The sequence below is a fragment of the Klebsiella sp. 10-1 genome (genome assembly GCF_009758445.1).
GTDB lineage: Bacteria > Pseudomonadota > Gammaproteobacteria > Enterobacterales > Enterobacteriaceae > Klebsiella > Klebsiella scottii.
In genome coordinates, this window is sequence record NZ_WQRE01000015.1 from 1 (window position 1) to 22,086 (window position 22,086).

The following is a 22,086-nucleotide window of genomic DNA, read 5'->3' on the forward strand; positions in this document are numbered from 1 at the left end:
ACTATATCGTCGGGTATTACAGCTCGCTAAGGCCGCATGACTATAACGGTGGGTTACCCCCAAACGAATCGGAAAATCGATACTGGAAAAACTCTAAAGCGGTGGCCAGTTTTAGTTGACCACTACAAAATAGCGATCTTTTACCGATAACAGAGATCACACTTTTCCGGCTCGTTGAATCACCAGGGTTTAACAGCCTCTCAAAGCTATTTCCGATGGCTTAAAAAAGTACTCATGAACGGTACTATCCTGAACAGCGCAAAATTGAAGCGGGCAAACAGGTTGCCGATCGTTGCGATTAACCTTTTTATTATGCTGTTGGTCGCTGATTCCTGGCGTCTGTAAACTGAATATTCCCGTCGTGGATCTCCCGGCTAATTTTCTCATACTGCAAGCTGATGCTTTCAAGGTGGTTCATTGTGGTTCATTTGGTCATTTGCTGAAAGTTTGCAATTAGGCGCACCACAGTTAACGCCTGTGATCTTTACGTTCTCCATCAACACGGAATAATAGGCCACTTGTTGCCCTGCATGGCTGATATGATAGAACTTGATTTCAGCACTTTTAAGCGTCTGACCAGCTGCAGCGGCTTTGCAAAGGTAGAGTGTAGATCTATCAACTTCCATTTCAATCATCAGTGATGAATGCTGACGTGTGCCAGTGATTTACCCTTGGCGCTGCCTACAGGTAAGTTAATACCGTGACTCAATCCGATGATCTCTGTACTTCCTTTACGGTCTTTAACATCGACAGATCCTTTGAGATCTGCACATCGCCATCGTCCAGAGGTATAGTGGCCTCCTGTTTCAGCTTATAAATGTTACCTCTGGCTAATGAACCTCAATCGCTTTTGTTACATTCTTCTCGGCTTAGCGGCTCTGGGCTGCTTATTTCTTCCCCATGCTTTGGCTATGTGGTTCTTACTGGTTAACGCGCTGACGCTGGCGATTTATGGCGTCGATAAAATGGCGGCCCGCAAAGCCTGGCGCAGAGTCCCCGAGTTGACGTTGCTCGTTTTTGGGCTGGTGGGGGGATGGCCTGGGGCGATTATGGGCCAGCAGCTCTTTCGGCATAAGACGCAAAAGCAGCCCTTCAGGCGCTATTTCTTTATCAGCGTGATGTTGAATGTCGTGGTAACGGCGGCGGTATATCGCTACTTGCTTTACTGAGGCCCGCGAAGTATTCATGAATACCGCTCATAGTGGCTATCCTCCTGCCCGCGATTATCTGCGGGCACAAACCGGTTAACATGCGTCTATCTCATTATCTCCAGATGGATCACCATGCTTAATCCACAGGCACGAACGCAGTCAGCGACGGCTAAAAAAACCACTCTTGCATTTGTACTTATTCTCAGCGCATTAATGGCTGTCACCTCCCTATCAACCGATATCTATCTCCCCGCAATGCCGGTCATGGCGCAAGATTTACAGGGCGATGCAGCGCTGACCATCACCGGTTTTCTTATTGGTTTTTGCATTGCTCAGCTGATTTGGGGGCCGATTAGCGATCGCTTCGGGCGGCGTCTGCCGCTGTTCATCGGTATGGCGCTGTTTGTTATCGGTTCTGTGGGCTGTGCGTTATCAGCGGATATCGTGCAAATCGTCTTCTGGCGCGTTTTTCAGGCTTTAGGCGCCTGCACCGGCCCGATGCTGGCGCGGGCGATGATCCGCGACCTCTTTAGCCGCACCCGGGCAGCGCAGATGCTTTCGACCCTGATGATCATCATGGCCATCGCGCCGATTGCCGGCCCCCTGATTGGCGGGCAAATGATTAAAGTGACGTCGTGGCACGCCATTTTCTGGCTTCTGGCGGTTATCGGAACATTGATGCTGGTTTCGTTATTCTGGCTACCGGAAACATTAGCTGAAAACAGACGTTCGCAGGCGTCGGTATCCAGCGCCTTTCGTAACTATTACGCATTACTGACTAATGGCAAGTACATGCGTTGTACGCTGTGCCTGACGTTCTACTACGTCGCCGCCTATGCCTTTATCACCGGCTCCCCGTTCGTATACATCACGTACTTCGGCGTTGACCCGCAGCATTACGGGTGGCTATTTGCCGTGAACATTGTCGGACTGATGGCGGTGAGCCTGGTCAACCGCCGCCTGGTTCACCGCTATCCGCTGGAAGCGTTACTTAAGATTGCCGTATTCGTCGCTACCCTTGCCGCAATAGTCCTGGCGGTCGCAAGCGGGCTGGGAGTCGGGGGGATTAGCGCGATCGCAGGAGCCGTATTCGTCTTCTTCTCCATGAACGGCATCATTGCTGCAACGTCTACGGCGTGCGCGCTGGACGCCGTACCGAGCGTTGCCGGTTCCGCATCGGCGCTGATGGGGGCGCTGCAGTACGGTAGCGGCATCATCTCTTCGCTGCTGCTGGCGCTGTTCAGCGACGGCACGCCGTGGACCATGGGCTGGATTATTGCGGCGTTTACGGCCGCCAGCGCCTTAATGGCGCTGACCATTCAGATAAAAAAATAACCTTCACCTGACGTCTCCCGTTCGGGTTTATGAATTTCATTCATAGCGCCTATTTAATGGGCGTAATTATCTTTCCCCGTGACTTCGCTAATCTGGGGGTCGTCAGGCGAATAAATATGAGTAACGGCCGGCCCGTCAGGCCGGCCGGGATAGTGACGGCGGCGAATTAAATATTCTTATCGAAGAAGACGTCCAGCTTCCGCACAGCCTGGTCAACGTATTTGGGAACCCAATACGTTTCGATATGGGTCGCGCCGTCGATCAGGAAGAGCTCTTTGTCCTTCGTGCCGGTGGCTTTAGCGAATGTATCTTCGGTCATATACAGCGTATCCGCTTTTGTACCGGCAATCATTAGCAGTGGTTTATTGATGAGATTGATATGGTCCGTCACGTCAAAGTTCATCAAGTCCAGCAGGCTGCTGGTGGTGTATTTAAACGTTGAGTTCGGGTGGGCGTGGGTTTTCCAATAGTACTCGTAGCCCTGCCGATATAAGGCAAAAGGTAATTTAGCGATCTGCTCATCGGTCAGATTTACATCGCCGGAGTAAAGAATTTCGCCTCCGGCGGCTTCCTGAGCGCGCGCGTCAGAAGCCTGCTGAAGCCGCTGCTGGATAGTATCCCGCTGCGAATCCTGTAACCCATTGCGGCGTACAAGCCCTGAGTTAAACATGCTGATTGTGGCAATCGATTTGAATCGCTTATCCGTTTCTGCTGCAACAAGTGAATACCCGCCGCCTCCGCAGATGCCAAGCAGACCGAGGCGGGAAGTATCCACCCCCGGGTACTGGCTGATGTAGTCAGCCATCCCGTGAACATCCTCAATGCGGTTAGCGGGTTTATCCACGCTGCGAGGCATCCCCCCGCTGCCTCCCTGCCAGGCGGCATCGGCGGTAATCGTAATGTAGCCGTGCTCTGCCAGACGCTGAGCGTACAGCCCGGCAACCTGCTCTTTTACGCCGCCGTTAGGGTGGGCAACCACAACCGCAGGGTACTTTTTCGCGGGATCGTAGTTGGCCGGCGTATAGACGTTCGCGGCAATCTGGATGCCGTGCAGATCGTATTTCACCGGGTGGATGTTGACCTTGCCTTTGACGTTTTCGGTGATAGCGCCGTCATAGACGAGAGTAAACGGATTCTTTTTGTAATCAGCCGCATGGGCCGAGGTGATTCCGGCCATTGCCGTAAACAGCATGGCGCTTAACAGCGTGAATTTCATGGTATCTCCCAACGAGTAACGGCCTGTCCATGCAGGTCCGCAAGATCAAAATTGCGGGTTCAGAGTAGGGAGCGAGGACTGTCAGCATCGTGACAGGCCAATAACATTTTTGTCAGGAAGCCGCGGTTTGGCAGGCGCCAGTTTCTGACAGGGCTGTCAGGCAACCGTCAGCTTTATGTTGGCAATCAGGCAGCACAATGACCGCAGATTACACGAGGCTGATGTTCAATTAGCGCAGAAAAGGAGCGAACCATGAAAAGCCAAAACAATCCGGCGCTGCCCGGGCGACGTAAGCTTTTAGCGGCCGGAGCCGGCATCGCCGCGGCGTCACTGCTTCCCCACGCCCTGGCAGCAGGGAAATCCTCTTCGTCGGATTCATCCGGACAAGGCAGCCAGCGCTCCGCTACGCCGGGCAGACGCAGGCTCGGGGAGCTGGAAGTCTCCGCCGTGGGGTTGGGCGTTCAGAACATGAGCCGTAAATACGACACCTCTACCCCGTGGCGTCCCGAGATGGTGAATATTATTCGCCGGGCATTTGATGAGGGCGTGACGTTTTTTGACGCAGCCGAAGCCTACGGTCCCTTTGAAGTGGAGAAGATCCTCGGGGAAGGGGTGGCTCCTTTCAGGGATAAAATCGTTATCGCCACGAAGTTTGGCTGGAACATCGATCAGCAGACCGGCAAGCGCCTGCCGGGCCTCAACAGCCGGCCGGAGCATATCAGAGCGGTTGTCGAAAATATGCTCAAACGCCTGCGGACCGATCGCATCGACTTGCTGTATCAGCACCGGGTCGATCCTCAGGTTCCGATCGAAGATGTCGCCGGCGTGATTAAGGATTTAATGGATCAGGGAAAAGTCCTGCACTGGGGACTGTCGGAAATGGGCATCAATACGTTAAGGCGGGCCCATGCGGCCGTACCCGTCACCGCCGTACAAAGCGAATATTCGATGCTCTGGCGGGGACCGGAAAAGCACGTGCTTCCGGTATGCGAAGAGCTGGGAATTGGGTTTGTGCCGTGGAGCCCGTTAGGCGTGCAGTTTTTAACCGGCTGGATTGATGAGAATACCCGGTTTGCCGCCGGTGATTTCCGCGCGACGGAAACGCGCTTCTCGCCCGATAACCTCGCGCACAACTTACAGCTGGTTGAGTTACTGAAAGCCTGGGCGATAAGAAAAAATGCCGCGCCAGGTCAGATAGCGCTGGCATGGCTGCTGGCTCGCAAACCCTGGATTGTCCCGATCCCCGGCACCACAAACCAAGACCATATGCGGCAAAACACGGCTGCCGCAGGAGTCTCGCTGACGCCCGCCGAGATGGCCGAGCTCAGCCGTTCGCTGGATGCGATCGCTATCCAGGGCCAACGGCTGCCGGATGCCGTGCAGGTTTATTCCGATGTTGAAGCGCCGTTGAAAGGTTAAGAGGAAGTCTCGTTATGCGTCTGCTGTTAGTCGAAGATGAAGAAAAAACGTCAACCTATCTCAGCCGTGCGCTGGGTGAGTCCGGATTTACGGTGGATGTTTCTGCCGATGGCGCTGAAGGGCTTCACTACGCGCTGGAATTCGACTACGACGCGATAATCCTCGACGTGATGCTGCCGGGAATGGATGGCTACCGGGTGCTTGAGGGCGTGCGGGCCAGTAAACAAACCCCCGTGCTGATGCTATCCGCGCGGGGATCGGTTGACGAGCGCGTCAAAGGGCTTCGCCTCGGCGCTGATGACTACCTCCCCAAACCGTTCTCGCTCATTGAGCTGGTGGCGCGTATTCAGGCGCTGGTGCGGCGCCGGTCAACGGATGGGGTTGATATCACCCAGCTGCAAATTCACGATCTGCATCTCGACCTGCTGGCTCGCCGGGTGTTTCGCGCCGGTTCGCGGCTGGAGCTGACCGCCAAAGAGTTCTCTCTGCTGAGCCTTCTCGCCCGTCATCAGGGAGAAATCCTGTCGAAGATGATGATTGCTGAGCAGGTATGGGACATGAATTTTGACAGCGACGCCAACGTGGTTGAGGTCGCCATTAAACGCCTGCGGGCCAAAGTTGATGCCCCGTTCGCCGTTAAATTACTTCATACCGTACGCGGTATGGGATACGTCCTCGAAGTCAGGCCTGAATAAATGAAGAGGATAAGCATGACCAGACGCTCCATCTCAGTCCATCTGGCGCTGATGTTCGCGCTATCCGCACTGCTGATCGTCTCGGTTATCGGCATTCTGCTGCGAAGCTCGTTGCACGACTCGCTGCAAAAGCAGATGCACAACGAGCTGTTATTCCGTGAGTCATTAATGAGCCCGTGGATCGCCGCGCGTACCTCGGCCGACGGCTGGTCAACGCTGGCCAATAAATTCACCGTGCTGGCCAATTCAGAAGGCGAGCGCGTTCGCTACTGGATAGTGAGCAATAATCCACGATTCAGCGTGGGGGGAACGCCGCCGGTTGGGGTTGAGTGGTCCGCGTTGCGGGAGGGCTTTAATAAAGCGCCCGGCGCATCGGAAGGCGCATGCTCGCTGTTCCTGTTAGTAAAAACTATCCCCGCAAACGGCGAAAGACCTGCGCTACGCTACGTGGTTGCCATCGACTCCACGCCGTACATGGGCACTCTCGATGCGTTCACCCATACGCTGCTGGTTATTGCCGCATTGGGGGTATTTATCGTCGCTTTGCTGGGCTATATGGTCTCAAGGATTGGTATGCGGCCGGTGGGGGCGCTCGGTAAACAGGCGCAGCATCTCGCGCCGGGGGATCACGGCCAGCGCCTGGATACCAACGCATTGCCCGGAGAGCTACGGCAGCTAGCCTCATCCTTTAACGGAGTGCTGGAGCGTCAGGAGGTCGCCTGGCGACAGCTTGAAAGTTTTAACGCCGACGTTGCCCATGAACTCCGTACGCCGCTGACCAATCTGATTGGCCAGACGCAGCTGGGGCTCTCACGTCGACGTTCGCATGATGAGCTGGAAGAGTTGCTGGGGTCAAATCTCGAAGAGCTTGAGCGAATGACGTCGATCGTTAACGACATGCTGTTTCTGTCCCATGCGCACGCGGGCGAACATGCCTCCCAGCTTGCGCCGGTCTCCCTGCGTGAGGAGACGCTAAAAACAGCGGAGTATGTCGAACCCTCCTTTGCTGAGAAACAGCTTTCCCTTGACGTTGAAGGCGATGTCACCGCGCATATTGACCGGCGGTTGTTCCACCGTTCACTGGCCAATTTGCTGGAAAACAGCGCAAGGCATTCGCCCGCTAAAAGTACGGTTACCGTCAGGTTGAGCGCAAAGAATAATCAAGCCTGCGTTGAGGTTTCGAACCCAGGCGATCCCATTGCGGCAGCGCATTTGCGTCGGCTTTTTGAACGTTTTTATCGCGTCGACTCATCTCGTGCGCGGAGTGATACGCATCATGGGCTGGGGTTATCGATCGTCCGTGCCGTGGCGATTATGCATCGGGGGGACGTCTTTGCGCGCAGCGAAGGGGGGATCAACACGTTTGGACTGACTTTGGCAATGCAGCCGGATAAAAAAACCGGCAGCGCCTTCGCCGGGGCGGGGGAGGCAAAAAGGCGGGCCAGCCAGGCTGACGCAATTGTCAGGCGTTCGTCAGCCTGACGACATCGCCCCCTCGTTAGAATCATCGCAGGCCATCCCCTTCCAACGATAAGGACGCTTTGTATGACTCAACGTTTACGCTACCTCGGGCTACTGCTGCCGCTCATTGCTTTTACATCCTCGGCCGCGGAGCAAAATGCCGCCGTCCATATTGCCGCCGCCGGTAGCCAGAGCGCGGTATCCGGGCCGGCGGAAAATTTTAGCGGCCGCGTCCGGGTTGAGCCGCTCTTCAGGCCGGATAGCGACATCAACGTTTCCGCAGCTTATGTCACGTTTGAGCCCGGAGCGCGATCCGCCTGGCATACGCACCCTGCGGGTCAGAGGCTCATTGTGACCTACGGCGTAGGGCTTACGCAGCAGGAAGGCCAGCCGGTACAGGTCATTCGCCCTGGCGATGTCGTCTCTTGCCCGCCGGGCGTCAGGCACTGGCATGGCGCAGCGCCGGGCAGCGCCATGACGCATCTGGCGATAACCGGGATTGTGGATGGCAAAAGCGTGAACTGGATGGAGAAAGTGACGGATGAACAATACCACGCCCGTTAAGGCATTAACGGCAGCGGCACTGCTGACCTGGGGTTTTAGCCTCACGGCAAATGCCGCGCCGGTGACGAAAGGAGCCACAGAAATGAATCAAGAACAAACCGTTTCAGACTCGTTGTCTGCCCGACAGCAGGCTATCCCTTTGATTGCGGCATCAATGGCCAGCAGTCAGATGGATAAGCTTAATGCGGCGCTTAATCAGGGTCTGGACGCCGGACTCACGATAAACGAAGCCAAAGAGATTCTCGTCCAGCTCTATGCCTATACGGGTTTCCCCCGCAGCCTGAATGCGCTTAATGAGCTGATGAAAGTGGTTGAAGCGCGCAAACAGCGCGGCATCGCAGACGTTGAGGGTAAAGAACCGGGCAAACCGGTTCCCGTCGGGGAGGAACTTCTCCGCACCGGCACCGCAAATCAGACCAAAATCTCCGGGGCTCCGGTTCAGGGGCCGCTTTTTGATTTTGCGCCGGTCATTAATCAGTTCCTGCAAACGCACCTGTTCGGTGACATTTTTGCCCGCGATAATCTCGACTGGCAAAGCCGCGAGCTGGCAACGGTGGGCGCATTAGCGGCTACGCCCGGGGTTGAAGCGCAGCTGTTATCGCATACGCGGGCAAGCATGCGGGTCGGCCTGACGGCAGGACAGCTGCGCCAGCTGGCGCAGGTACTGCGCGAGCATGGTGAAAACGATGCCGCCATGCGGGCCGAACGCGCGCTGCAGCAGGCGCTGGCGAGCAGGTAGAGGAACCGGTATGGAACACGATCCCACCCGCAGAGCGTTAATTACGGCGCTGGCCGGGCTTACGCTGGCTAGCGTCACGCTGGCGCCGGCGGCGTCCGCAGCCGCCAACGTTCGGGGCAGCAGCCGTATTCTGGTGGCGTACTTTTCACGTAGCGGGAATACGCGGGTGATTGCCGGCGTCATTCATCGCAGCCTGAAAGCCGATCTGTTTGCAATCGAACCGGCTGCGCCTTATCCGGAGGACTATTTCCTGACCGTTGAACAGGCAAAAAACGAGCGTGCCCGGGGAACAAAGCCGGCATTAAAAAATAGCGTCGCGGATATCGGGCGCTATAAGACGGTTTATTTAGGCTTCCCCATCTGGGGAACCAGCGTGCCTCCCGTGGTGCAAACCTTTCTGAGTACCCACAACCTTGCGGGTAAATTACTTATCCCCTTCATTACCCACGGCGGCTACGGCAAAGGTGACAGCGAGGATATCCTCGCTGTCCTTGCTCCGGCCGCTCGTCGGGAAAAACCGCTGGTCATTGAATGCGATCAGGAACGCAGAACCACGGAGACGGTAGCCGGTTGGCTAGAGGCGATACGCGGCTGATTTATTGATGCGGGAATGACGTTGCGGACACGCTGACCATCTGCACGACGCACCTTCCTTATATAGGGGGAAAGGAAATACCCACTTCCCGTTATCAGACCTCAATAAGATGCAGGTTGCTGATTTGGTGGGTAATTTATTGAAAGAAAAATAGCTGCCATAGTACGAGATAATATTGAGCCTCCATTATTGAGGGCTCAGAACATCGGCTTTATAAAGGCTAATGTGGCCTCATCGTGGCGAAGGGATGTTGAACGTGACTGTCTGCTTTGAGCTGTGAGTTCAACGGGTCGATGCTATCTTTAACACTTTGTTAGCGTTGATAAGGGATCGACTGGTATGGATAAGAAATTGTCTGGTGGGTGTTTATGTGGGTTTATCAGATTCACTGCGGTGAACCCTTCTTCCTCTCATTCCTGCTCCTGCGATATATGCCAGAAGCATTCTGGCTGCCAGACCGCAGTATGGCTTGAATTCCACTCGGATGATGTTGAATGGACTGGCGAAGGGGGAGTGCCTTCCCTGTTCCGCTCATCCACGGCTTCATCCACGGCTTCATCCAGGGCATTTTGCGCCCGGTGTGGCACCTCAGTCGGCGCTATCGATGACGCTCCGGTGATTGCTTTGCTTAGCGGTATTTTTGACCACAACGAGCGCGCCTTGTTTTCGCCACAATTTCACTCATTTCAAGATATGAAACCTGAATGGTGGAGAAAAATCATGCCTGATACCGCTGTCTAAATAATGAAGCAGTGCCATGTTCAAAGTGACTGCAACGCGATGTCGCTTCAATTATAAGGTTAGTGTTAGTTTTGGCCCTTAGCTGTGTGCAATGAGCGAGGAACGGAATTTGTGACCTTATGAATTAGATTGAACCTGAATCAACATCTTTATTTTCTCTCACCTTGTATCGCTGGGTGTTTATTGGCTGCTGTTGTAATCCAGTCACGGAACCGGCGACTTATCTTCTGCAATATAGCGGACTCTTCGTACACCAGGTAGTACGCAATCGGCGAATCAACCGGCATTTTCAGCGGGTTAATCAGCAAGCCACTTGCAAGTTCTTCCTGAACAAGAGCACTGCGAACAAGCGCAATACCTTTACCTGCGATTGCGGCCTCAATCACGCCGTTGGAATCGACGAAAACAGGACCAGTGTCAGTATTCACATTGGCAATACTCAGTGCACGAAACCAGACGGACCAGTCCAGCCGGTGTTCATCATGCAACAGCGTGTACTCTGCAATATCGATCGGTGATGAGAGTTCGTGTTCCGGTGCAATTAATCGGGGGCTACAGATCGGGAGAAGTTTATCGTTCACCAGGCACTCAGACTCCATTCCAGGGTAGCTACCAGCGCCGTGCCGGATAGCGAAATCAATCCCTTCAGACAGTAAATCAACCTGTCTGTTGGTTGTACTGATTTGTACTTCCACACCCGGGTTGGCTTTTTCAAATGCAGGCAGCCGTGGCAGCAGCCATTGAATGGCAAAACCACTTGTGCAACTAATCGTTACTTTGTTTGCCTTTCCATCATTCGTTAAGCGTTGTGTTGCTTCTGCTATCTGGCTGAAAGCGGGCCGTATCGCCCTCAGATAGATGCGCCCCTCAGTTGTCAGTTCGAGACGACGAGGACTGCGTATGAACAATCGAGTGTTCGTCACGTTTTCCAGTTTTGCAATCTGCTGGCTGACAGCGCTGGACGTTACGCATAATTCTTCAGCAGCGGCCTTCATACTCATAAGTCTGGCCGCAGACTCAAAACACATAAGCGCATGTAAAGGTGGAATTTTCATCAGATATTGTGCTTTATAAGTTAGAAAATCTTAAGTATAAACAAAAATCTTGTTTGTCGACATGTCTGGCATGATTCACAGTTTCGTTGTTACTTCCCCTTCAAAGAAAAAGGAACTGTTATGCGTGTTGCTGACTATCTCCGGTTACTCCTGCTTGCCGCTATTTGGGGGGCGAGCTTTCTCTTTATGCGTATAGCTGTGCCGCAATTCGGTGCCATTAACACCGCTTTTTTGCGGGTGTTTTTTGGCTTTGCAGGCCTCGCGGTTATTTTGTTTATGCTTAAATCCTCTTTTGATTTTAAAGGTAAATTCAAGTCCTCAGTGATACTTGGCGTGATTAACTCCGGGTTGCCCTTTCTGATGTATTGCCTTGCGGCCAAATGGCTACCTGCCGGGTATTCAGCCATTTTGAATGCAACAACGCCTTTGATGGGGGCACTCGTTGGATTTTCATGTTTTGCGGAAAAACTGACACTCCGAAAATGGGCTGGCATGCTCCTGGGACTTGTCGGCATCATTGTGATCACCACAATTGGTGAAGCATCGTCTGCGGACAAGCAAATTGCCGGTGTTATTGCCTGTCTCATCGCTACCGGTTGTTATGGGGTCGCCAGTTTTCTGACACGAAGCTGGATTTCCAACAAAGGCGGACTCGATCCTAAAATTGTCGCCTTCGGTAGCCAGATGGGGGCATCTATTTTTCTGATGCCTTTTTTTCTATGGAGCACCAGCATTGGCCCCACTGTTGACTGGCTACAGCAAGAGGCATGGGTAAGCGTAATTGCAGTGGGAGTGATCTGTACTGCGTTTGCTTACATATTGTATTTCCGTCTGATTGCCGATGTCGGGCCGTTACGTTCATTAACAGTGACATTCTTAATTCCTCCGTTTGGCATGCTGTGGGGATATATTGTGCTGGGCGAAATCGTTAACAATGGCTTCATTATAGGGGCGGCAATTATAGGTGTTGCTGTCTGGATGGTTGTGAGCCCGGAAAAAACTAATTAGTGGTGAAGTATAATGAATAAAAACAGCGGGCTTTCATAACCAGGAAGCCCAGAGGAGTTTAATTAAAAGCTAATTAACGCAGAAACTTATATTTATCAGTGATTCTTTTTTACTTGATTATAAAAATAAACGTCCGCTCACAGCACAAAACGGACCGGTCCTAAGCGTACGACTTCTGTTATGGACGAGAAGCGGAGCGCAACCCTTTCCCTGCCCAACAAATCCCATTTATGCAATTGAGTGCCATTCTCATCTATTATTATCCGCAAATCACAGGATCCATGGCTGCTGCAACAAGGGAGGTCGTCAGTGCTACTGGCTATCAGGTACGTCTTTGCTTCATGTCCACTTCGTATTACCGCGCTTATCGCCGTTGTATTGCTTCAGGGGCTGATACCGGCCCTCAACGTCTTTATGACCGGCCAGATAATCAATACGCTGCATGCAGCGCAAACCACCGACGGCGAGCTGATGCTGAACGTCGCAGTTTGGTGTGTCTCACTCCTTGGCATGCAGCTTATGCAGCCCCTGGTCAATCTTGTTCAGGGGGATGTCACGGAGATTTCGACCAATCACTTCAGCGCGAAGATCATGCGCCGCATGAACGACTCTTTTTCCCTGAGCCTGTTTGATAACAAGGCGCGTTACGAGCAGCTGGAATATTTGAAAAAAGAAGCAGCCTATCGTCCGCTTAATTTCATCATCTGTATCATTTACGTCATCCGGGCAACCATCATGGCCGGCAGTTTGCTGTTGGTTCTGCTCAACTATTCAGGAGCAGGAGCGGCCATTTGCGCGCTCTCCGCCATACCGATGATTGTTATTAATATGCGTATTCAGCAGAGATATGTGCGGGACTTATTCCTCACCTCTAAAGATGCGATTGCGATGCGCTACGTATATGGCGTTAGTATGGACAAGAGCTTTTTGCAGGAAATCCGGCTTTACGGCCTTGGGAAATATCTGCTGAATAAATTTAGCGTATCTGCCCGCAATACCTACTCACGCATGCACAAACAGCGCATTCGCGCGCTCATCGCGCCCGTGCCAGCGATGGTGCTGAGCCTGGGGATGCTGTTCGCCGGAGTAACGCTGTTTTTAAGCAACTTACGCACCAGCGATATTGCCGTGGGCGCGCTGGTGATGGTGTTCCAGTCTATTGTGATGATGAAATCGCACCTCGACGAGATAGCCAACTATGGTTCTAATCTCGTCAGCATGAGCAGTTTTTTCACTCACTATCATTCGTTTATGACGGATAAGATCGAACCGGTGAAAAACGGCCATCTTACCTTGCCCGCCGAAACGCCTTTTGCGCTCAGCATTCAAAATCTCCGGTTTCAGTATGAGGGGCGTAATCATCCCGCCCTGAATGGGGTTAACCTTGAAATCGCCCCCGGCGAAAAGGTCGCTATTCTCGGCGATAACGGCAGCGGAAAAACAACGCTGGTAAAAATGATTCTGCGCATGTACGCCTTCAGTGAAGGGGCGGTGTCGGTGTCAGGCGTGCCGCTCGACAGGCTGGATATTGAAAGCTATCGGAATCAGATCGCCACCGTGTTTCAGGATTACGGAAAATACGAGTTCACGGTGGGCGAAAACATTGCCCTGAATAATTACGACGCTGAAGCCCCGTCACCCGCGGTGGATGAATTGCTAAAACAGGTAGGGTTCCCGTATGACCAGCACACCCGTCTGGGCAAGCAGTTCGGCGGCGATGAGCTCTCCACGGGGCAGTGGCAACGGCTTGCGATTGCACGAGCGCTATACCGAAAGGCGAGTTTGTTTATTTTTGATGAGTTCTCTTCGTCACTCGATCCCGAAACCGAGCATCGGCTGTTTAATGACATCCTTGCTCTGAACACGACCGTTCTCGCCGTAACGCACAGGCTCGGTAACATCAAAGAGTTCGACAGGATTATCGTGATGTCTGCGGGAAAGGTCATCGAAAATGGAGACTTCGCTACGCTGATGGGCCGCCGGGGGAAATTTTACGACATGTGGCGTGCGCAGTTTAAATCGGTGATGGCTCAGGCGGTTTAATACTACGAGAATAGTACGCGGGTATTTTGCGCGTTACTCCTTAGATGTCGCTCCGCCAAAGTTAATATTATTGCACCCAGGCGTATGGCGGCCCCAGGTCTGCTATAAGCGAACGTAGGCTTTAAAAGAGTATTGGACACTTTGAAAATGAATCGCTTTTTTGCCGGGACTCTTATCCCAGGGCAACGGTTATTTTTCGGAAAAAAAGTCAGTTATGGATCAGGAAATTCCCAATCGAGTCGATTAAACCGGGAGCTAAGGGGAGTGCCGGTTCCGCGTATGAAGTGATATTTGCCTTGAGATCGTCCGAAGTCACCTCTTTCATAACGTGGTTCATATTGGGCAGTATAACCAGGGACGCTTGAGGATTTGCGGCTTTAAGCTGTCTTGCATCCGTTTCTCCCACCTGGAGATCGCGTTGCCCTTGTAGCACTAGCACGGGTTTGGTAATGGTCGAAATGAGCTGACTCGGATTATATGAAAACACATTGATCAAAAATCCCTGAACCGCAGGATTAAAGAGATTTTGCAGTGCTGGATGTATATTCGTTGTATCGACCCGCCGCCGATGCTCCAGAGCATCAATTATCGGCAATGCCTCCTTTAATAACAGCGCGTTTGCCGGATTAGCTTTAAGTTGTCCCCTCAACACCTCCCCCATCGGCCTCCCGGGCGTTGCGATAAGAACCACTCCGCACACATCCTGTTCCTGAGCCGAGGCAAGTGCGACAACACCTCCTTCGCTGTGTCCCAGAACCCAAATACAGGGAGTTTGCATTTCACGTCTAAGCACTTTTACCCAGGATCGAACGTCGTCAACATAGTCAGCAATCGTCACCGCATTGGCATCCTCTACGGCCATTGCGCTAGCGAACATTCCACGTTTGTCGATACGAAGCGTTGCAAAGCCTTTTGCAGCCAGGCCTTCAGCAAGAAGTCGATATGATGATGCACTCACTCCAGGCGGGTTGTTTCCATCCCGATCGGTAGGCCCGGAGCCAGGAACGATAAGAACAACTGCGGTTGGTGTTGAATTTGGGGTGAGTAACGTGCCTTTCAAAGGACCTTTTGGCCCGGGAGCCTCAAGGAAAGTTTCGGAAAAGGTCACCGGCACCGACGCCAGACTCACAAACGGGCATGCGCTCAAAAGGGCAATGGAGGCTGTAATATTCACCGATTATGTTCCTGTAAAACTAAGCGTAGCTGTCAATTTATATTATAAATATGACCTGCTCTCCATTGATTAATACATCAGTGATGTTAGTCAGGTCCGCCTCTGATGCAAAACAGCCCGTCAGACGCCAACAGCATTGATGAACACATCTAATAAACCCTAGCTAATTACCCCATCTAATAGAATAAATCGCTTTGCGTTATGCTTTTTCCGGACAACAGCTGAAGGATAACGTCATGCAAACTGTAAAACTGAACAACGGTATTGAAATGCCCCTGCTGGGCTTTGGTGTGTTTCAGATGTCTGATGCCGCCGAATGCGAGAGAGCCGTTATCGATGCCATCGATACGGGATATCGTCTGATCGATACCGCCGCCTCCTACCAGAATGAAAGCCAGGTCGGGAATGCGCTGCAGCAGACGGGTATCGCACGTAATGAACTTTTTGTGACCACCAAACTATGGCTACAGGATACCAGCTACGAAGGGGCGAAGGCGCAGTTCGAACGTTCATTGAACCGACTGCAGCTGGACTATGTTGACCTGTACCTGATTCACCAGCCCTACGGCGACGTCCACGGTGCCTGGCGCGCGATGGAAGAACTGCAGCAGGCTGGCAAAATTCGCGCGATTGGCGTCAGCAACTTCCATCCTGACAGACTTGCCGATCTTATCGCTTTCAACAGCGTCGTCCCTGCGGTGAACCAGATTGAAGTTAACCCCTTTAACCAGCAATTGCACGCTGTGCCGTGGATGCAGAGTCGTGGCATTCAGCCGGAAGCCTGGGCTCCGTTTGCAGAAGGCAAAAATGGTCTGTTTCAGCACCCCGTGTTAACGGCGATCGGTAAGAAGTACGGCAAGAGCGTCGGTCAGGTTGTTCTGCGCTGGATCTTCCAGCGAGGCACCGTTTCGCTGGCGAAATCGGTGCGAAAAGAACGCATGGAAGAGAACATCAACGTTCTCGATTTTGAACTCAGTTCTGCAGACATGCTGCAGATTGCCGCCCTTGATACCGCAACCAGCGCATTCTTCTCGCATCGCGATCCGGCAATGGTTGAGTGGCTGACCGGCCGCAAACTTGACGTTTAAGCCACGACAACAGAGGTACTTATTAAATGCAAAAACGTTATCTGGGTAAGTCCGGACTGGAAGTATCGGCCCTCGGACTCGGTTGCATGGGGCTTAGCCACGGCTACGGCCCGGCGACAGATACCCGTCAGGCTATCGAACTCATTCGTGCTGCGGTTGAACGCGGCGTCACCTTCTTCGATACCGCCGAAGTGTATGGCCCGTATCTAAATGAAGAGGTTGTCGGCGAAGCCTTAAAACCGTTTCGCGATCGCGTGGTCATCGCCACCAAATTTGGCTTTACCTTCGGGGATGACAACAGGCAGCAGATTTTAAACAGCCGGCCGGAGCATATCCGCGAAGCCGTTGAAGGATCATTACGCCGCCTCAAAACCGAGGTTATCGATCTGCTGTATCAGCATCGCGTCGATCCGGATGTTCCCATTGAAGATGTTGCGGGAACGGTAAAAGATCTGATTGCAGAAGGAAAGGTCAAACACTTCGGCCTCTCCGAAGCGGGGGCGCAGACCATCCGACGTGCGCATAGCGTACAACCGGTCACTGCCCTGCAAAGCGAATATTCCATGTGGTGGCGCGAGCCTGAACGGGAGATCCTGCCGCTGCTGGAGGAACTGGGCATCGGGTTCGTGCCGTTCAGTCCGCTAGGTAAAGGATTCCTCACCGGATCGATCAAGGCCGGGACCTCGTTTGGTAAGGACGATTATCGCAGTACGGTACCGCGTTTTGCCGCGCATGCGATTGAAGCCAATGAAAAGCTGGTCGCTTTACTGGGTGAACTGGCAGGCGAAAAAGGTGTGACGTCTGCGCAAATTGCGCTGGCATGGCTGCTGGCACAAAAACCGTGGATTGCCCCCATCCCCGGTACGACCAAACTGCACCGTCTGGAGGAAAACCTGAGCGCCGCCGAGATTATCCTTTCTCAGGATGATTTACGCCAGGTCACCCAGGCGCTTGAGACGATAAAAATCGTCGGCGAGCGTTACTCGCCTGAGCATCAGGCCCGCGTAGGCCGCTAAGACCCTGGCTGGTTCGCCGCGAGCTGCGGACCAGCTATTCCGCGTAGCGAAGGGCATCGATCATTAACGCAAAGGCGGGCGGGTGCTGCTTGCGGCTAGGGTAATAAAGATAGTATCCGGGGAAAGAAGGGCACCACTCCTGCAGAATCTGGATGAGCTCCCCTGACCGGATATAACCCTGGACCATATCTTCCGGAATGCAGGCGATGCCAAAACCCGATAGAACGGCATCTATTCTTTCCGCCAGCAGGTTAAACGTCACTTGTCCTTCAACTCTGACGCGTAGCGGTTTCCCGTCCTTCTCGAACTCCCAGTGATAAAGGCCGCCGGCGGTGGGCAAACGCATATTAATACAGCGATGGTTTTGTAGCTGGTGCGGCGTTTCAGGCGCGGGGTTAGCGGCGAAATATGCCGGAGCACCGACCACCGCCATACGCATATCCGCGCCTATCTTGACGGCGATCATGTCCTTATCCACGCTTTCGCCCAGGCGGATCCCGGCGTCAAAACGCCCCTCAACAATATCGACAAAACCATTATCAACGACCAGTTCGACATTGATTTCCGGATATTCCCTGAGAAAGGGTTTTAGCTTCGGCCATACGAGACTTCGCGCGGCGTGCTCCCCGGCAGATAAACGGATATTACCCGAGGCAGTGCCGTTCAGTTGAACAAGCGACTCCAGCTCCTGCTCAAGATCGGCAATACGGGGTTCAAGGCAGGCAATAATTCTCTCACCAGCTTCCGTGGGGGCAACGCTGCGGGTGGTTCGGGTCAAAAGACGGATGTTTAATCGTTCTTCCAACGCTTTCATCGCGTGGCTGAGCGCTGACTGGGAAACGCCGAGCTTACCCGCAGCTTTGGTAAAGCTTCGCTCTCTTGCCACCACAAGGAAGATTTGGAGTTCGTTGAAGTTTTCTTTGAGCATTGGCGATTCCCTTATTGAGGCATTCCCCCCCAAAAGCACTCATGAAGGGCGTTCATAGACACAATCATTTTAGCCCTGTTACTGACAATAATGATAATTGATATTCTCTTTGTATTAAAAAATATATCTGAATTATCAAAAGGTTTACTATGAAAATACTCGTTGCCGGCGCGACAGGAAGCATAGGGCTTCACGTCATGAACAGCGTAATTGAAATGGGCCATCAGCCCGTGGCCCTTGTCAGAAACCGGCGCAAAGTGAAATTGCTTCCTCGCGGAACCGATGTTTTTTACGGGGACGTTTCGCTGCCTGAAACGCTGGCTGATGTGGCGAAAGATATTGATGCCGTTATTTTTACGCTCGGTTCGGATGGGCAGGGGCGTATCGGTGCCAGAGCGATCGATTATGGCGGCGTGCGTAATATCCTGAGAATGTTCATAGAGAGGCCTGTCCGCATCGCCTTAATGACAACGATTGGCGTCACTGAGCGGCTCAGCACCTGGAATCAACGCACCGAGGTTCATGACTGGAAGAGGCGCGCCGAGCGTCTGGTCAGAGCAAGCGGTCATCCCTACACCATCGTCAGACCGGGCTGGTTTGATTACAACAACGATGATGAGCAGAGGATCGTTATGCTCCAGGGCGATCGACGCCATGCCGGAACGCCGGAGGATGGCGTGATCTCCAGAGAACAAATCGCCCGGGTGCTGGTTAATGCCCTGACCTGCGATGCGGCAAAAAATAAAACCCTTGAGCTGGTGGCTGAGCAAGGGGAAGAGCAGCAGGATCTCATGCCGCTGTTTGCTGACCTGCAGGCTGATAATCCCCAAAGAAATGAGGGCATTTTAGATCTGGACAATATGCCTCTCAATGAAGAACCACAATGCGTTATTAACGAGCTAAATCTGTTTTCAAAACACGCTAAATCAATTTAATTACTCTGACAATTTTGTCATATCACGGTCAGTCTTATGACAGCTAAGATCTGTATATTTATTTTGGCGGCCAGAGGGGACTTCTCCTAGCGGAAGCTCTGGAATATACATTTTTTGACAGAGGTACACAGCATGAAAACGCTACTTATTACTACATTGTTCATGGGCTTCCTTTTAGTGAATGCCGCATCTGCGGCACAGGAAATTAACCATGCCGATGGCAAGGAGAGAATTGGCGTAGTCTCGGCCAGCAACGCCTATACGCTTGATGATTTATCGAATGAGCTTTCTCGCAAGGCTGATGAGCAAGGGGCAACCTCGTTCAAGATTCTGTCAACAACAGGAAATAATCGACTGCACGGCGTAGCAGAAATTTACAAATAAATCATGAGTATCCTGAGAGGGATGGTGTCATAAACCTTTCATAATGAGCGTCAATTTATGTTCAGAACAGAAGACATCATCGATGAGATAACTCAATGGATTGATTCAAATTTACATCAACCGCTGAGGATCGAGGATGTTGCCGCCAGGGCTGGCTACTCTAAATGGCATCTTCAGCGGATATTCTTTCAGGTTAAACGCATTAGCCTTGGTAAATATATTCGCGATCGGCGACTGTCCCTCGCGGCAAAAGATCTTGTCGAAACCGACGAATCGATAATGGAAATCGCTTTTAAGTATGGATTTGATTCTCAGCAGACCTTTACAAGAGTATTTTCAAATAATTATAGGTTACCACCGCTCAGGTATCGAAAGTTTAATGGAGTAATTGATTAATTTATTATCTCATGCACTATATTCTACCTGACTCTGTGTTAATTAAGCCGTTACGCAAGCATAATAACCAATGCGTTGGTTTTAGATAAAGTCACCCAGTGTTTATTGGGAAATATCTATTTGAGCCTGTTACGTCCTTTTGCATATCCGGAAGGGGATTCAGTGCGTTCACTGACCAGCGATAAAGACAGATGCCCGCGCTGTTATATGCGTAGATGATCTTGGTTGACGAACTCAGCGCGGATTGCCGCGTCCTGACGGTAGCGATGATGGCTCCTGGCCCTAAACTTCCCACCGGCATTAGCCTTCTTTATGAGCGGAGTTAAGGCGCTGGCCGGGGCTTCCCTCCATGCCATCTTCTGGCGCGGAGCGGTAAAACAACATCCAGCCGCCGACAGGGGCTGGATGCCAGTAGTATACAATCGTAGCCGATTAGTTATCGCACTTACCCGGTACCGCTAACTTAACTTCCGGTTTGGAAACGACGCGCATACCTTCGCTTTCAGGAACCTGTTCCAGCCCGGCGCCGCCGACGAAAACGCCCATTTTAATGTACTGGCGGACAAAGTAGTTCTTGCCTGGGGTGACATTGAGCGTCAGGTTATTTGGCGAGAACTCAGATTCTGTCCCCAGCGTATGCGGCTGGCTGGCCGATATTTGCTGATAGAAAAAGACTCTGTCGGCGGTTTCGCCGAGACAGCGGCCATCAAGATAAACGTCTTTTTTTAACGCTTTTCCGACAAAGCTGTCCCTGTACACGTAGAGACCAGCCTTACCATTTTCCGGAGCAGGGAATGATTTAGCCGTCGTATTTTCAGCATTGCTGGCTAAAGGGACCGAGGCACAGCCGCCAAGAAGGGCTGAAGAAAGAATGACAGCGGCAAAGATTAGTTTATTCATTGAATTCTCAGAGGGTTAAAAAAAGTGGGGTAAGAGTAATCCTATTTTTTGAATGTGTCACCCCTGAAACATGGTGTAACAAAGTGTGAGAGTAAGATGAAAATTCGGACCGAAAAGTGATAGATATCGGGGGAATGATCGGGGACGCAATGAGGAGTGACCGCGGTTTATCGCAGCGCAGGGCGATAAAACTGACGTCTTCGTTTTTAATAGTGATTCAGCTAAGGTAGGAACCTAAGGGTTCAACGCGGGGCTAAAAGAAGGTAACGATGCTGATTTACGATGTATTTGGCCGACATATAGGGGTTAAGCGTGAAGGTGAGCGCTGGCTGATATTTCGAGCTGACCTGACGGAGCGAAAATTTTCCCGATTGCATGAAGTCATTATCCCCGACGATCTTACAGAAACCGAGATTCCGGGCTGGCTGGGTGATATTTTTCACGAGGCAGCAACGGAAAAGCATCCCGACGTGAGGCGGATTGAATAATAAAGGCGGCGTCAGTCCAATAACCGACGTTCGCTGTTCGCTCAAAGCGGTCTATCAGCTTCGTTTTATTTAAAAACAGCTTTACCGTATGATATTTTCCGTTTTCCAGGCGATCCCCTACTTCAGACGATAACCCATATAGTAAGAGGTTCGTCCGTTGCCAGTTTTGACCCTCATATTTTCTTATCCCACCACCTGAAGTTCCTATGAAATATCGCCCACCAGCTCTGCTATAACTGCATCACCGCTGATTGCGCAATCGGGTACATCATTTCCTATTTCTGCGGAACCCGAAACTTATGGATATTGCCAGCATTGAAAAATTGATCGCCCTGGTTGAAGCCTCCGATATTGGCGAACTGGAAATTGCCGAAGGGGCAAGCTCCGTGCGTATCAGCCGCGCCATCTCCAGCCCCACGGCGGTTGGGCCGTCCGCCGTATCCGTGGCCGTCGTTCAGCCGCAGCCGGATATTCCGATTCAGGCCACGGAGGCGCAGGTTATCGCGCCTGGCCCAGCGACGGAACACATCACGGTGTCCCCGATGGTGGGAACCTTTTATCTCTCACCGGGACCCGGTTCGGCGCCATTCGTGGCTGTGGGTCAGCAGGTTAACATTGGCGATACCCTGTGCATCGTCGAAGCGATGAAGATGATGAATCAGATCTCGGCAGAGAACAGCGGGATCGTTAAAACGATTCTGGCTACTGATGGTCAACCGGTTGAGTTCGACCAGCCGCTGATAGTGATTGAATAG

23 protein-coding genes and 2 pseudogenes are annotated in these 22,086 nt (G+C 52.3%); 19 read left to right on the plus strand and 6 right to left on the minus strand.

The genetic code is table 11. The annotated features are described in order from the left end of the window. Positions 1-310: 310 nt before the first annotated feature. Positions 311-769: pseudogene (locus GO007_RS27470) on the minus strand (Hcp family type VI secretion system effector); the annotation flags it as partial. 64 nt (positions 770-833) lie between these two features. On the opposite strand from GO007_RS27470, the gene GO007_RS27475 reads away from it, so the two are divergent. After that, a complete protein-coding gene (locus GO007_RS27475) occupies positions 834-1,169 on the plus strand; it encodes a DUF1294 domain-containing protein (RefSeq protein WP_095105435.1) in 336 nt (111 codons plus the stop codon). A gap of 114 nt (positions 1,170-1,283) precedes the next feature. After that, on the plus strand, positions 1,284-2,486 hold the full coding sequence (locus GO007_RS27480; RefSeq protein WP_095105438.1) for a multidrug effflux MFS transporter: 1,203 nt from the start codon (positions 1,284-1,286) through the stop codon (positions 2,484-2,486). 166 nt (positions 2,487-2,652) lie between these two features. On the opposite strand, the gene GO007_RS27485 is transcribed toward GO007_RS27480, so the two are convergent. Beyond that, on the minus strand, positions 2,653-3,702 hold the full coding sequence (locus tag GO007_RS27485; RefSeq protein WP_095105440.1) for an alpha/beta hydrolase: 1,050 nt from the start codon (positions 3,700-3,702) through the stop codon (positions 2,653-2,655). Between the two features lie 252 nt (positions 3,703-3,954). On the opposite strand from GO007_RS27485, the gene GO007_RS27490 reads away from it, so the two are divergent. The 8 genes and pseudogenes from GO007_RS27490 to GO007_RS27520 all read left to right on the plus strand — a co-directional run bounded on the left by GO007_RS27490 (position 3,955) and on the right by GO007_RS27520 (position 9,916). Beyond that, positions 3,955-5,121, plus strand: coding sequence for an aldo/keto reductase (locus GO007_RS27490; protein ID WP_189339931.1), 1,167 nt, complete (start codon positions 3,955-3,957; stop codon positions 5,119-5,121). Positions 5,122-5,135: 14 nt separating this feature from the next. After that, entirely contained in the window at positions 5,136-5,816 is a 681-nt protein-coding gene (locus GO007_RS27495) for a heavy metal response regulator transcription factor (RefSeq protein WP_095105447.1), read from the plus strand. Positions 5,817-5,831: 15 nt separating this feature from the next. Next, entirely contained in the window at positions 5,832-7,298 is a 1,467-nt protein-coding gene (locus GO007_RS27500) for a heavy metal sensor histidine kinase (protein ID WP_095105450.1), read from the plus strand. 63 nt (positions 7,299-7,361) lie between these two features. After that, positions 7,362-7,841: a (R)-mandelonitrile lyase gene (locus GO007_RS27505; protein WP_095105451.1), complete on the plus strand. Its 480-nt coding sequence runs from the start codon at positions 7,362-7,364 to the stop codon at positions 7,839-7,841. After that, complete coding sequence (locus tag GO007_RS27510) at positions 7,819-8,580, plus strand: carboxymuconolactone decarboxylase family protein (RefSeq protein ID WP_095105453.1); 762 nt, start codon at positions 7,819-7,821, stop codon at positions 8,578-8,580. The genes GO007_RS27505 and GO007_RS27510 overlap by 23 nt, the downstream gene beginning before the upstream one ends. A 10-nt stretch (positions 8,581-8,590) precedes the next feature. Further along, a complete protein-coding gene (locus GO007_RS27515) occupies positions 8,591-9,175 on the plus strand; it encodes a flavodoxin (protein WP_095105454.1) in 585 nt (194 codons plus the stop codon). A gap of 38 nt (positions 9,176-9,213) precedes the next feature. Beyond that, positions 9,214-9,329: pseudogene (locus GO007_RS29680) on the plus strand (alpha/beta hydrolase); the annotation flags it as partial. 185 nt (positions 9,330-9,514) lie between these two features. After that, positions 9,515-9,916 carry a GFA family protein gene (locus tag GO007_RS27520; protein WP_095105455.1) on the plus strand — a complete coding sequence of 134 codons (402 nt, stop codon included), beginning with the start codon at positions 9,515-9,517 and terminating at the stop codon, positions 9,914-9,916. A gap of 149 nt (positions 9,917-10,065) precedes the next feature. Here GO007_RS27520 and gcvA read toward each other — a convergent pair whose 3' ends face one another. Then, complete coding sequence (gene gcvA / locus GO007_RS27525) at positions 10,066-10,971, minus strand: transcriptional regulator GcvA (protein WP_095105457.1); 906 nt, start codon at positions 10,969-10,971, stop codon at positions 10,066-10,068. Between the two features lie 120 nt (positions 10,972-11,091). On the opposite strand from gcvA, the gene GO007_RS27530 reads away from it, so the two are divergent. Continuing rightward, positions 11,092-11,979 carry a DMT family transporter gene (locus GO007_RS27530; RefSeq protein ID WP_095105458.1) on the plus strand — a complete coding sequence of 296 codons (888 nt, stop codon included), beginning with the start codon at positions 11,092-11,094 and terminating at the stop codon, positions 11,977-11,979. A 309-nt stretch (positions 11,980-12,288) separates the two neighbouring features. Next, on the plus strand, positions 12,289-14,022 hold the full coding sequence (locus GO007_RS27535; RefSeq protein WP_143350208.1) for an ABC transporter ATP-binding protein: 1,734 nt from the start codon (positions 12,289-12,291) through the stop codon (positions 14,020-14,022). A 208-nt stretch (positions 14,023-14,230) separates the two neighbouring features. On the opposite strand, the gene GO007_RS27540 is transcribed toward GO007_RS27535, so the two are convergent. After that, positions 14,231-15,196: an alpha/beta hydrolase gene (locus GO007_RS27540; RefSeq protein WP_095105461.1), complete on the minus strand. Its 966-nt coding sequence runs from the start codon at positions 15,194-15,196 to the stop codon at positions 14,231-14,233. A 236-nt stretch (positions 15,197-15,432) separates the two neighbouring features. Here GO007_RS27540 and GO007_RS27545 point away from each other — a divergent pair, with 236 nt between their 5' ends. Together GO007_RS27545 and GO007_RS27550 are read left to right on the plus strand one after the other, a co-directional pair. Then, positions 15,433-16,284, plus strand: a complete 852-nt coding sequence (locus GO007_RS27545) for an aldo/keto reductase (protein ID WP_095105465.1) — start codon at positions 15,433-15,435, stop codon at positions 16,282-16,284. Positions 16,285-16,310: 26 nt separating this feature from the next. After that, positions 16,311-17,300, plus strand: coding sequence for an aldo/keto reductase (locus GO007_RS27550; RefSeq protein ID WP_095105467.1), 990 nt, complete (start codon positions 16,311-16,313; stop codon positions 17,298-17,300). A 34-nt stretch (positions 17,301-17,334) separates the two neighbouring features. Here the strand turns inward: GO007_RS27550 and GO007_RS27555 are convergent, their stop codons facing one another. Next, positions 17,335-18,228: a LysR family transcriptional regulator gene (locus GO007_RS27555; protein WP_095105469.1), complete on the minus strand. Its 894-nt coding sequence runs from the start codon at positions 18,226-18,228 to the stop codon at positions 17,335-17,337. A gap of 149 nt (positions 18,229-18,377) precedes the next feature. On the opposite strand from GO007_RS27555, the gene GO007_RS27560 reads away from it, so the two are divergent. The 3 genes from GO007_RS27560 to GO007_RS27570 all read left to right on the plus strand — a co-directional run bounded on the left by GO007_RS27560 (position 18,378) and on the right by GO007_RS27570 (position 19,943). Then, positions 18,378-19,163, plus strand: a complete 786-nt coding sequence (locus GO007_RS27560) for an SDR family oxidoreductase (RefSeq protein WP_095105471.1) — start codon at positions 18,378-18,380, stop codon at positions 19,161-19,163. A 132-nt stretch (positions 19,164-19,295) separates the two neighbouring features. Continuing rightward, positions 19,296-19,547 carry a YdgH/BhsA/McbA family protein gene (locus GO007_RS27565; RefSeq protein WP_095105473.1) on the plus strand — a complete coding sequence of 84 codons (252 nt, stop codon included), beginning with the start codon at positions 19,296-19,298 and terminating at the stop codon, positions 19,545-19,547. A 57-nt stretch (positions 19,548-19,604) separates the two neighbouring features. Next, positions 19,605-19,943, plus strand: coding sequence for a helix-turn-helix domain-containing protein (locus GO007_RS27570; protein WP_095105476.1), 339 nt, complete (start codon positions 19,605-19,607; stop codon positions 19,941-19,943). A gap of 432 nt (positions 19,944-20,375) precedes the next feature. On the opposite strand, the gene GO007_RS27575 is transcribed toward GO007_RS27570, so the two are convergent. Beyond that, positions 20,376-20,843, minus strand: coding sequence for a DUF2846 domain-containing protein (locus tag GO007_RS27575; protein ID WP_095105478.1), 468 nt, complete (start codon positions 20,841-20,843; stop codon positions 20,376-20,378). Between the two features lie 269 nt (positions 20,844-21,112). Between GO007_RS27575 and GO007_RS27580 the strand changes: the two genes are divergently transcribed. Further along, complete coding sequence (locus tag GO007_RS27580; RefSeq protein WP_095105479.1) at positions 21,113-21,331, plus strand: DUF7661 family protein; 219 nt, start codon at positions 21,113-21,115, stop codon at positions 21,329-21,331. Between the two features lie 299 nt (positions 21,332-21,630). Then, positions 21,631-22,086: an acetyl-CoA carboxylase biotin carboxyl carrier protein gene (gene accB / locus GO007_RS27585; protein WP_095105480.1), complete on the plus strand. Its 456-nt coding sequence runs from the start codon at positions 21,631-21,633 to the stop codon at positions 22,084-22,086.